Genomic DNA, 11102 nt, shown 5'->3' on the forward strand with positions numbered 1-11102 from the left:
ATCAATCTTACTAAAGTTTTAACAGGGTTTTAGGTATATTTTATCTTTCACTTTAGCCATTTTCAATCTTATAAAGTATTTAAAAATTGTTTTTGAGTAGGATGGGAAAGCAGGCATTTATTCATGGATAATTTAAAACAAAGCGGAGGCTTTGCCTTAGTTCCTTTTCTGGTTTTTGTAATGGCATTTTTAGGCGCTGGTATTGGCCTCGGCGATTTTTATGCGTTTCCTTCGCCGGTGGCCGTGGTGTTGGGCATAATTGTAGCTTTTTTAATTTTAGGCGGTAGCGTACAGGCTAAAGTAGATGCGCTTATTCGGGGTTGCGGCGATTCCCGGATTATGACCATGTGCCTGATTTATTTACTGGCCGGGGCTTTTGCCACCGTAAGCAAAGCTATGGGCGGGGTAGATGCTACTGTAAACCTGGGCCTGACCTTGATACCCCTAAAATATCTCGCTTTAGGCATATTTTTACTCGCCAGCTTTCTTTCTACGGCTACGGGCACTTCGGTAGGTTGTATTGTGGCGCTGGGACCCATTGCGGTGGGCTTAGCCGAACAAAGTCACACATCTATGCCTTTAATGCTGGGCTCTTTGCTGGGCGGAGCTATGTTTGGCGATAATTTATCTTTTATTTCGGATACTACCATAGCGGCAACGCAATCACAGGATTGCAGCATGAAAGATAAGTTTAAAGTAAATATTCTGATTGCCGGACCCGCGGCTTTGCTTACCGGTTTCTTGTTATTATTTGCAGGTCAGTATGCAGCGGCCACACCAGCTATTTTACCCGCGGCACCAGCTCTTTCTTTTTTACCTATTATTCCGTACTTGCTGGTAATTGGCTTGGCTATTTCGGGAATAAATGTTTTTGTGGTACTTACCGCAGGTACACTGGCAGCGGGTTTAATGGGTTTGGCTACCGGTAGTTTAGAACCGCTTTTGTTTGCCCAAAAAGTTTACGAAGGTTTTACCAGCATGATCGAGATATTTCTGCTATCGCTACTTACGGGTGGTTTAGCCGAAATGGTAAGAGCCGCCGGCGGAATAAACTTCCTGGTTGCCCGAATCAGCAAAGCCATTGGGGGGCATCAATCGGCGCAATTAGGTATGGGAGCTTTGGTGGGCGGCACCAACGCCGCCATTGCAAATAATACCGTTTCGATTGTGGTTACCGGACCCGTGGCCAAAGGAATTAGCCATACCTACGGCGTAGATAAGCGCAAAACTGCCGCCTTAATTGATATTTTCTCTTGTATAGTGCAAGGCTTACTGCCTTACGGTGCCCAAATGCTGCTAATTATTGGCTTCACCAAAAACTCAGTTTCTTTTATCCAGGTTTTAACACATGCCTGGTATTTGTATCTATTATTCGGGTTTACTTTACTGGCTATTTATACCCCTTTTATAGATAAATACCTGGCGCGGCAGCCCACGGCCGAACCGGCGGCCAGCTAATATTTACCAGGCTATAATTAAAAAGGTAAAAATGACTTAAAAAACCTAAGCTGCTGTTTTCTTTATTTTTGGTCTGATAAAATTAAAGTAAACTGCCAGCAAAATTGCCGCGCCAAATAAAATAGCGGTCCAGGCATCGACCACGGTGGGCTCAAAATTCAATTCGGTAAGCCAATCGGCGTAATATTTTATAAAAGAATTAGGTAAATCTCTTTCACCTAACTTTTCTTTTACCTGCCATTGCCAATCGGTAATAGGGCAGTAGCCCAGACCAAACCAAATACCCAACAGCAGCCAGGAGGCCACCGTAGCAATAATTAAACTTAGGTGTAATTTCCGGAAACGGGGCCAAATCCAACCAAAAAGATTAAAGCCGATAATAATCAGGTGCAGACAGGTTAAAAATAAATCCAACAAGCGTAAATACATAACCAGATTACCTTAAACTTTTATTACCTGCACAATGCCGTATAAACCAATCGCGACAATGGTGCCGGCACTCAGCCAAAAAGCTAAATCGTAGATTAAAGTGGGTTTTAAACTTAGTGGCAAGCGCCGGTACCTGAAATGGATAGCTGCCATTACTACCAGCAAAAGCAAAACTGACGTCATGAAGCCGCCAATTAAAATCATGCCCACGGGTAATTTTATAAAAATGAATAAAGTACACCAGGCAAACGGAAATATCCACGACAAAACAGAAATAAATTTTTTGCGGGATGGTACATGATAAAACTGCAGCCAGCCTAGTTGGGCAAAAGCATCGGTAAAAATACGGCTGAAACTGGCGGCGGCAGTAAACAAGGTAGAATACAAAGCCATAAAAGCACTTACCATAAATACTCCTTCTGCCCAAGGTCCCAGCGTTTGAGTATACATATCCGATAATACTTTAATAACCTGATAGCCTTCGGGTACTAGTTGCTGGCGGTGCAATACTGCTGCCCCTAACACATAAAAGGCGGCCGTAACCACCGTGTAAATGACCATGGCAAAAAAGGCATCGTAATACATAATTTTAATCCAGCCTTTGGCCCGGTTTTGCCATTCCGGGCTATTTTGTTTTGGGCCCGCATAAGCCGCATAGCCTTTTTCTAAACACCAATAATTGTAGTACATAATTTCGTCGCCGCCTACGCCGGTAATGCCAAAAGCCGCAATGGCTACCACCACAAGTTGAGGGGGCAGGTCAAACGTGAACCCCTGCTGTAATTGCGCCCAGGAAATACTAAAGGGGGTAAACTGCAAAAAATAAACCGAAGCCAGGGTAAACACAGTAAAGAAAAGCATCATGAGCAGCGAGAATTTTTCGACTACCCGATAATATCCTTTGTAAACGAGCAAGCAGGTAATAAAGGTAATGGTAAGGGCCCAAGCCGGAACGCTTAGTACCGGTGCTACCATATTTAAAATAATAGCTACGCCGCCTACAATGCCGCCCATCTGTAAAAATTTAAAACCCTGTATGGCCAGCCAAAGCCAGATACTCCAACTTACCTGACCCATTTTGCCACCGGGCAATTTATTTAAGGCCGCCATAGTCGTTTCGCCGGAATGAATGGCGTGTTTGCCCCACTCTAACTGCAGGGTAACTTTAACCAAACAACTCAGAATAATAATCCAGAAGGTAATAAAACCGGCTTTCGCGCCCAAAGCGGTAGTGGCTATCAGTTCGCCGGAACCCACAATAGCCGCCGACAAAACAAACCCCGGCCCCAGGTGCCGTAATATTCCCCGCAGGTGAGTGGGTGGTTCTTTAATGCGGGCGTCAGTTATTACATAGGGGTCCGGAAGTCCTTCGGGTATTGGGGCAGTAGAAGTTTTAGCTTTTAAGATTTGCAGTGGCATAGGGCAGGTGAAAAGCTTGGGCTTTTAAGATAATATTTTATTTTAATCCTGCCTATTAATAGAGCTAAAAGCTTGATAAATATTAAGTTACTATTATATAATGTTATAATTCACTAAATAAAAAAGCAAAAAAGCCGCGGATACATTCTCCGCAGCTTTTAAATAGTCTGGCATTACACTTATAATTAATCTAAAGGCTTAATCATGATGTCTTTAAAATATACTTTACTTTTGGGGTCGTGACCCTGAATAGCAACCGTGCCGCTGCTGAGTAGCCGACCGGCCATATCGCGATCGCGTTTTACATTATCCGGCTCGGTATATTCTACTACCGTTTTGTCGTTTACTTTAATCGTAATTTTTTTATCTTTCACAATTATGTGCTGGGTAAACCAAACATTATCGTCTACGAGTTTCTCTTTCACATCTTCAATGGCGTACAGGCTGCCGGTGCGCCGCCAATCAGAATGGGAGTTATTTACCTGTATTTCGTAGCCTTTAGCGGGCCAGCCTTGTTCCTGGTATTCGGTATGGATGTACATGCCCGAATTAGAACCCGGAGTAGTCATGACCTGCGCTTTAAACTCAAAATTCCGGAAATTGTGGTTGTTTACCGGACCAATGTAAAATAAGTGGGCACGGTCGCCTTCTACCACCAAAGAGCCATTTTGCACTTTAAAGGTTTCCGGATTTTCGCTGGCTTTCCACCAATTTAGGGTGCGGCCATCAAAAATAGTAATCCAGCCTTTTTCGCTACTGGAGCTGCCTGTTTTAGCGCTGCCGCAACCAAAAAGCAGCAATACAAAAAGGCTATAGCATAAAAGTTTTTTCATAATATTTAAAAATTTAATCTTTGTTAAAATAATTAGCCGGATTTATTTATACCAGCAATATTTATTGCGACCATTCAGTAGGCTGACGATCCCACCGGTGGCTTTTCAGTTGCACTAAAAACTCTTCGGGTAAATCATTGCCGTCGCTTACCGCCATGTTGGCTTCTACGTTTCTGACTTTGCGCATACCCGGTATAATGGTGCCCACGGTTTTATTTGCCAGAATAAATCTTAAAGCCAGCTCCGGCATGTTCATACCCGGTGGTAATAATGGTTTCAGCCGATCGGCGTGTTCTACACTGGCATTTAAATTTTCCGGTACAAAATAGGTGCTGCGCCAATCGTCGGATGGGAAAGTGGTTTCTTTTGTAAAGGTACCGGTAAGCGTGCCTTCGTCGAAAGGAACGCGGGCAATTACGCCTATGTCCAGCCGTTCGCAGGTAGGGAATAATAAATCTTCGGGTGCCTGGTCAAAAATATTATAAATAACCTGTACGGCATCTATTAAACCGGTTTCTAAGGTTTGCAAGCAATTATTAGGCTCCCAGCGGTTTACACTTACGCCCATGGCCTGTATTTTGCCTTCTTTTTTTAAGTCTTCTACAGCCCTTTGCCACTCGTCTTGGTTGGCCCAGCTATCTTCCCACACATGAAATTGTTGTAAGTCGATGGTTTCTACACCCAGGTTGCGCAAACTTTTCTCGGTATACTCTTTAATATGGTCGGCGGGAAAACATTCCTGCAAGGTAAAATGCGATTTAGATGGCCATATAAAATTTTTAGGCGGAATTTTAGTGGCTAAGTACATTCTTTTACCGGGGTGCCTTTTTTGCAACTGACCCAATACTTCTTCGCTTTTTCCCTCGCCGTAGCCCCAGGCCGTATCATAAAAATTACAACCCCGCTCCACCGATAAATCCAGGGCCCGCTCGTATTCCGATGCTTCAGAACCGGTCCAGCCGGCCAGGCCCCACATGCCGTAACCAATTTCACTTACTTCCCAATTGGTCCGGCCAAATCTTCTGTACTCCATAGTTTAAATTATTTTTTAGCGTTTGTTTAAGTCTACTCTTTTGCGCCGCTTAAAGTTAATTTTATTCCTTGGCGCATTTTAATATTTATTGGAACGAAATATGCATTATCCCTTCTGAATTCTGCATGACTTTAAAGATTTTTTATGAATAGGTTTTCTTTTTTTATCCTAATTGCGTTGGCATTTAGCACCGGTAATATTTTAACTGCTCAGGTAGCACCCGTAAACCATAAAACAAATGCGCAGCCCGACGAAAAAATAACCCCAATTGTTACTAGTGGGCAAAAATATAATTTTCACGAAGCTTCTTCCTTGTCGGGCATTAACCTACGCACCGATAAAAACACCGGCAATATATTATTAAATTTCGACCAACGGCTATCCGAAACCGGTACCTTGTTTGTGAAAAATACGGCCGGTAAAATTTTATATTCCAGTTTAATTGTACCGGGCCAGGAAAAGCAAACCGACCTTATAAATATTGGCAAATTAAACCCAGGTTTGTACTCCATTGAAGTAAAAACTCCGGAAACTACCTTTTGGAAAAAAGTGCGGGTGAAGCGCTAGCTGGTTAAAACTTTTTTAATTTCCTGCGCAGCCTTAGGCTACTGATTAATTAAATTAAAACAAGTAGGTGTAAATTCTTTAAATGAACCAAGCCTGATGGTCTAAGAAAAATTTAAAAAGCAGCTGTAGCTTTATCCGAACAAATACGTATTTATCGCTTTTTTACGTTTTTAAACTTAACAAAATTCAGAAAATTAAGTATTTACCTGTAATAGATTTTGGATTTTATTACTTATAAATACTTAGATGATGATTAATTGGATAAAGAGAAATGAAAAAATGCCGGAAGAGCATCAGAAAATATTAGTGACGTTGGACCAGAACGGGAAAAAAACAGTGTCGCCCTGCTGGGTAGTCGGCGATAATCGGATAATTTTTTCTGATACGCCTAATTCGCCCACTTATAGCTTTTCAATGGTAGAGGCCTGGGCACCTTTTCCGGAACCTTACCAGGAATAATTCTGACCTGATTAGATATTTATTATCCACCAGCTACATCGCCTTAATTTGATAATAGCCGGATCTAAGTTTTAAGGGTAAAAACTTAAAATTTGGATCCGGCTAAATTTTTATAAAATAGCCAGGTGTAAAATTATTTGTTGTTATTAAACACCGCGGTAATATTTGCTAAAATATTTAATTGCATAAAGATTAATCCGAAATAAATTGATATTTTACTTTCTAAAAGCTTTTTTGCAAAGAATATTTACAAACCCCTAGGCTATACTAATATTTATGGAGAATAAAGACATTTCGCGGCGACAATTTTTAGGAACGGCAGCTTTGGCCGTTGCCGGGCTAACCTTAGCCGCTAAACCCCTGCTGGCTGCACCCGCTTACATTAAAAATTTAGGTAAACCTAATTCCTTATTTAAGGGCGTGCAAATAGGGGTAATTAGTTATTCCTGGCGCAGTATGCCCAGCAGTGCCGAACAAGTTTTGCAGTATTGCCTGGACTGTAACATCAGCGCCATTGAGTTAATGGGGCCAGCTGCCGAAGCTTTTGCCGGTGCACCAGCTACCCCCAACTTTGTGCGCGGTCAGCAGGCAACGCCCGAGCAAAAAGCCGAACAAGAAGAATACGCCCGCAAAATGGCGGCCTGGCGCGCCAGCGTGCCCATGACCAAATTTGAGCAGCTTAAAAAAATGTATAAAGATGCCGGGGTAAGTATTTACGGCTTTAAACCCAACGCATTAGGTCCAAAAAATACCGATGCCGAAGTGGATTATGCCTTAAGGGCGGCCAAAGCTTTGGGTGCTAACCAGGCTACTGTAGAATTGCCAGGCAACGCCGAACAAACCAAACGCCTGGGGGCAATAGCTGCCCGGAATAAAGTTTATGTAGGTTACCACGGCCACTTACAACAAACCTTTACCGCCTGGGACGAAGCTTTAGCGCAATCTGATTACAATGCCATAAATTTTGATATGGGACATTATGTGGCCGCCGGCTTAGAGCCTATTCCGTTTTTACAGGCTAAGCACAAAAATATTGTGAGCATGCACACCAAAGACCGGAAATCTAAAGCCAACGGTGGCGCCAATGTGCCTTGGGGGCAAGGCGATACCCCCATTGCGCAGGTATTGCAGTTAATGCAAAAAAATAAATATAAATTTCCGGCTACAATAGAATTAGAATATCCCATTCCGGCCGATTCTGATGCGGTAAAAGAAACAGCTAAATGCGTAGAATTTGCCCGCAAGGCTTTAATGGCTTAAATAATAGCAAAAAAAGCGGGTCAGGATTTTACGCCTGACCCACTTTTTTATTACCAATAATTATTTCTTAACCGTTACCGCTGGGCGTTTCATAGCAGCTTTAAGCTCTTTGCCTACACTTAACATACCGTTGTTATAAGCTTCATAAACAATGGCGTAAGTGGCTTTATCTTTTTTGTTCTTATATTTTTGCTCGTCGGGGTGTTTTAATGATTGGTGGGTATAGTAATTGATACCGTCTGGCGAAAAATTGGTGGCTTTGTAGCTATAAGCACCATCTTTAAAAGTAATGGTTAAGTTAAAGTGCAGCGGATAAGAAGTATTTACATCTTCGGTTTTAACATTAACCTTTTTAAAGCCTTTAAATACAATCATATCTTCTTTTTCCTGTTGCACCTCCGATTGCGGCGCTTTAAATTTTGCCAGCCACGCCAGTGTTTTATCGTGTAGGTCCTTTTGGGTAAGACCGGGACTAGCTATCGTTTCGGTTAAAGTAATGCGGCCATTAATAGAGTCGGTGGGGAGCTTTTGGGCCAACAAGGTTAGTGGCAAAAGAAACAAGGCAAAAAATAATGCTTTTAGCATAAAGTTTAAATAATGGTGGGGTTAAATATTTGATAAACAAAAATATATAAAAAGCTATATATTTAAAAGTAATTCTAAAATTTTTATAAAATATATTAATATTTTTAAGATAAAGCAAATTGGTTAAACCCTTTGTTCTTATGGCAAGTGCAAATAATTTGCCGAAGTATTTATTATTTAAGTAATTTTCGGACCGGAATCCACGCCAGCCAATAACATGACGCTGATAGAAGTTACCAATTCAGAAACCCAGAAAGAATTTTTATTATTCCCGGTTCGGCTTTACCACCCCGATCCCAACTATATTCGTCCGCTCGACGACGACATAGAAGCTGTTTTCGACCCCAAAAGAAATAAATTATTGCGCAAAGGCGCTTGCATTAGGTGGTTGCTAAAAGACAAGCAAAACCAAACCATTGGGCGGGTTGCCGCTTTTGTAAACGAACAAACGGCGAATAAAAACGACCAACCCACCGGCGGCATGGGTTTTTTTGATTGTATTGATAACCAGGAAGCGGCCAACTGTTTGTTTGATGCTTGTAAAAAATGGTTACAGGATCGCGGCATGGAAGCTATGGATGGGCCTATAAATTTTGGTGACCGCGATAAATGGTGGGGGTTACTCGTAGAAGAATTTTCGCCGCCGTCTTATACCACCAATTATAATTTTCCATATTACCAGCAATTGTTTGAGCAATATGGGTTTAAAACCTACTTTAAACAATATACCTATATCCGCAAAACCAGAATTCCGCTGGAGCCGCGCTATCTCGATAAATCAACCGCTATTCTTTCTAATCCAGATTATACTTTCCGGCACATTGATAAAAAGAATATGGTTCCTTACGCCGAAGACTTTCGGATAGTATACAATAAAGCCTGGGCCAAACACTCGGGGGTAAAAGAAATGAGCTCGGCGCAAGCCCAAACCATCCTAAAAAAAATGAAGCCCGTTATGGATGAGCGGTTGTTGTGGTTTGCTTATTATAAAGCCGAACCTATTGGCTTTTTTATCTCCATTCCGGAACTGAACCAGGTATTTAAATACGTAAATGGTAAGCTGGATTTAATAGGTAAACTCAAGTTTTTGTATTACCGTTGGCGTGGCGTTATTAACCGGGCTACCGGCATTGTATTTGGTATTGCCCCGGAGCACCAACGAAAAGGCGTGGAGGCCGCCATGATCACGGCTTCTGGTAATGGATTTTACTTCCGCGACGATACGCCCTACGATGATATTGTGATGAACTGGATCGGTGATTTTAACCCCAAAATGATGCGGGTATGTGAGCAAATTGGGGCCACTATTTACAAAACCCACATAACTTACCGCAAACTGTTCGACGAAACAAAAGAGTTTAAACGCGCGCCCATTATTTAATTTTATGCATTATCCCGAAGATATTGTACAAACTACTGCCGATTACATCAAAGAAAAATTTTCCGGCGAAGGCTCCGGGCATGATTGGTGGCATATTTACCGGGTTTGGCAAAATGCTTTGTACCTGGCCAAAAACGAGCAAGCCGATTTAGTAGTAGTACAGTTGGGCGCTTTGCTGCACGATGTAGCCGACTGGAAATTTTATGATGGCGACGAAATGGCCGGCGAAAGAGTAGCCCGGGAATATTTACAGAACCAACAGGTAGAGGAACGTGTAATTGCGGCTGTTTGCCAGATTATAAACCAAATTTCTTTTAAAGGAGCCGGGGTAAAAACCCCTATGAGCACTTTAGAAGGGGCCATAGTGCAGGACGCCGATCGTTTGGATGCGATTGGAGCCATTGGCATTGCCCGGGCTTTTGCGTATGGTGGCTTTAAACACCGCGAAATGCATAACCCCGAAATGCAACCAGAAAATCACGCCTCTTTTGCGGCTTATAAAAACAACAATGGCCCGACTATTAACCACTTCTATGAAAAGCTGCTCTTATTAAAAGATCGCATGAATACTACAACCGGTCGGCAACTGGCCGAAGAACGGCACGAATATATGCTTTCTTACCTGTACCAATTTTACCAGGAATGGGATATTAATGCAGTTGATGAAAAAGAGAAAAGTTTATAGTAGAAGGTGCTTTTGGATAGAAGGATAAAAGAGAAGCGATAAAACCTGGTGTAAAATGAAAAAAGGTAGCCGTTAACCGGCTACCAATTCGTTTATGGCTTCGGTTACCTGCCGGAAATTAAAACCGGTTAGCACCTCTTCCATTAAGACTTTAATATTATCGTTATGCAGGTTGCCAATGCTGCCTTCGTGGGTGTGGTTTACGGTAGCCGGAGCCACAAATGAGCCATCGGCAATGGCGCCGCCTACTTTTTTATAAGCTTCCCGGAAAGGTACACCCTGCAGCACTTCATTATTTACTACTTCCACGCTAAACAAGTAGCTGTACTTCTCGTCTTTTAATATATTATCTTTTACAATAACATTCTTTAGCATGTACGTCATCATGCCCAGGCAGCTTTGCAGTTCCCGGAAGGCCGGCAAAAAGCTTTCTTTTACCACTTGTAGGTCGCGGTGATAGCCCGAGGGTAAGTTGCCAATTATTAAGGCAATTTCGTTGGGTAAGGCTTGTAATTTATTGCATTTGCCCCGGATAATTTCAAACACATCGGGGTTCTTTTTGTGCGGCATAATGCTGGAACCGGTGGTTAGTTCTTCGGGCAAGGATATAAAGCCAAAGTTCTGGTTCATGTACAAGCAGGCATCCATCGCTAATTTCGCCAAAGTTCCGGCCACCGAAGCCAAAGCGCTGCTCACGTTCCGTTCGGTTTTGCCGCGGCCCATTTGGGCGTACACCACATTGTAATTTAATGCATCAAACCCCAATAAATCGGTAGTCATTTGGCGATTAAGCGGGAAAGAAGAACCGTAGCCCGCCGCCGAACCCAGCGGGTTTTTATTGCTGATTTTATAAGCCGCCTGCAGCAAAAGCAGATCATCTACCAAACTCTCGGCGTAAGCGCCAAACCACAAACCAAACGACGATGGCATGGCAATTTGTAGGTGCGTATAACCAGGCAGCAGTTTATCTTTATGCTCTTCGCTGAGCGAAAT

General features: G+C 42.5%; 12 protein-coding genes. 6 read left to right on the plus strand and 6 right to left on the minus strand.

The genetic code is table 11. The features are described from left to right. Nucleotides 1–123 precede the first annotated feature (123 nt). A complete protein-coding gene (locus ACO1R6_RS15355) occupies nucleotides 124–1458 on the plus strand; it encodes a Na+/H+ antiporter NhaC family protein (protein WP_486265820.1) in 1335 nt (444 codons plus the stop codon). A gap of 45 nt (nucleotides 1459–1503) precedes the next feature. Here the strand turns inward: ACO1R6_RS15355 and ACO1R6_RS15360 are convergent, their stop codons facing one another. The 4 genes from ACO1R6_RS15360 to ACO1R6_RS15375 all read right to left on the minus strand — a co-directional run bounded on the left by ACO1R6_RS15360 (nucleotide 1504) and on the right by ACO1R6_RS15375 (nucleotide 5172). Beyond that, entirely contained in the window at nucleotides 1504–1887 is a 384-nt protein-coding gene (locus tag ACO1R6_RS15360; protein ID WP_486265821.1) for a DUF2784 domain-containing protein, read from the minus strand. A gap of 12 nt (nucleotides 1888–1899) precedes the next feature. After that, nucleotides 1900–3306 carry an Nramp family divalent metal transporter gene (locus ACO1R6_RS15365; protein WP_486265822.1) on the minus strand — a complete coding sequence of 469 codons (1407 nt, stop codon included), beginning with the start codon at nucleotides 3304–3306 and terminating at the stop codon, nucleotides 1900–1902. A 185-nt stretch (nucleotides 3307–3491) separates the two neighbouring features. After that, entirely contained in the window at nucleotides 3492–4139 is a 648-nt protein-coding gene (locus ACO1R6_RS15370) for a 3-keto-disaccharide hydrolase (protein WP_486265824.1), read from the minus strand. A 61-nt stretch (nucleotides 4140–4200) separates the two neighbouring features. Further along, entirely contained in the window at nucleotides 4201–5172 is a 972-nt protein-coding gene (locus tag ACO1R6_RS15375) for an aldo/keto reductase (RefSeq protein WP_486265826.1), read from the minus strand. Between the two features lie 144 nt (nucleotides 5173–5316). Between ACO1R6_RS15375 and ACO1R6_RS15380 the strand changes: the two genes are divergently transcribed. The 3 genes from ACO1R6_RS15380 (at nucleotide 5317) to ACO1R6_RS15390 (ending at nucleotide 7458) form a co-directional block, all read left to right on the plus strand. Next, nucleotides 5317–5739, plus strand: a complete 423-nt coding sequence (locus ACO1R6_RS15380; protein WP_486265827.1) for a hypothetical protein — start codon at nucleotides 5317–5319, stop codon at nucleotides 5737–5739. Nucleotides 5740–5988: 249 nt separating this feature from the next. Then, nucleotides 5989–6198: a DUF551 domain-containing protein gene (locus ACO1R6_RS15385; RefSeq protein ID WP_486265828.1), complete on the plus strand. Its 210-nt coding sequence runs from the start codon at nucleotides 5989–5991 to the stop codon at nucleotides 6196–6198. 276 nt (nucleotides 6199–6474) lie between these two features. After that, nucleotides 6475–7458: a sugar phosphate isomerase/epimerase family protein gene (locus ACO1R6_RS15390; RefSeq protein WP_486265829.1), complete on the plus strand. Its 984-nt coding sequence runs from the start codon at nucleotides 6475–6477 to the stop codon at nucleotides 7456–7458. Nucleotides 7459–7518: 60 nt separating this feature from the next. Here ACO1R6_RS15390 and ACO1R6_RS15395 read toward each other — a convergent pair whose 3' ends face one another. After that, a complete protein-coding gene (locus ACO1R6_RS15395; RefSeq protein ID WP_486265830.1) occupies nucleotides 7519–8043 on the minus strand; it encodes a DUF4468 domain-containing protein in 525 nt (174 codons plus the stop codon). A 217-nt stretch (nucleotides 8044–8260) separates the two neighbouring features. On the opposite strand from ACO1R6_RS15395, the gene ACO1R6_RS15400 reads away from it, so the two are divergent. Both ACO1R6_RS15400 and ACO1R6_RS15405 read left to right on the plus strand, forming a co-directional pair. Then, a complete protein-coding gene (locus tag ACO1R6_RS15400) occupies nucleotides 8261–9424 on the plus strand; it encodes a hypothetical protein (RefSeq protein WP_486265831.1) in 1164 nt (387 codons plus the stop codon). A gap of 4 nt (nucleotides 9425–9428) precedes the next feature. After that, nucleotides 9429–10109 (plus strand): HD domain-containing protein, encoded by a 681-nt coding sequence (locus ACO1R6_RS15405; protein ID WP_486265833.1) that lies wholly within the window; start codon nucleotides 9429–9431, stop codon nucleotides 10107–10109. 72 nt (nucleotides 10110–10181) lie between these two features. On the opposite strand, the gene ACO1R6_RS15410 is transcribed toward ACO1R6_RS15405, so the two are convergent. Next, nucleotides 10182–11102: lyase family protein (locus ACO1R6_RS15410; protein ID WP_486265834.1), on the minus strand; the 921-nt coding region annotated here is incomplete at its 5' end.

This window comes from Adhaeribacter sp., from assembly GCF_057359045.1.